General features: G+C 59.8%; 1 pseudogene. It reads right to left on the bottom strand.

The features are described 5' to 3' along the window. A pseudogene (locus tag MM194_RS21840) lies at window positions 1–301 on the bottom strand (IS3 family transposase); the annotation flags it as partial.

Here is a 301-nt window from a genome sequence, read left to right as displayed (position 1 = left end):
AGCAAGTTGGGATGACGGTAGAAGCGGTGAAAACTGTGGGTGGTCTTGTGATACGCCCGTCTGGGCTGCACCAGCAAGCGGTGCTCGGCCAATATCTGAAACAGCCTGTCCCGCCCGACCTTGAGCCCGCCATCATCCTGACCCTGAAGCAGATAATGCAGCTTGCGGGTCCCCACCCGTGGCTGTCGCAGCCGAACTTTGCGCACGAAGCGCACTACCTGCAGCCCCTGTGCATGGCGCAGGTCTGCAACCCGATTGCGCTTGTAGTAAGCCTGACGGCTGATTCCCAGAAACAGGCAAG

This window comes from Aeromonas sp. MR16 (genome assembly GCF_022549315.1).
GTDB lineage: Bacteria > Pseudomonadota > Gammaproteobacteria > Enterobacterales > Aeromonadaceae > Aeromonas > Aeromonas aquatica.
This window is presented reverse-complemented; position numbering and strand designations above follow the sequence as displayed.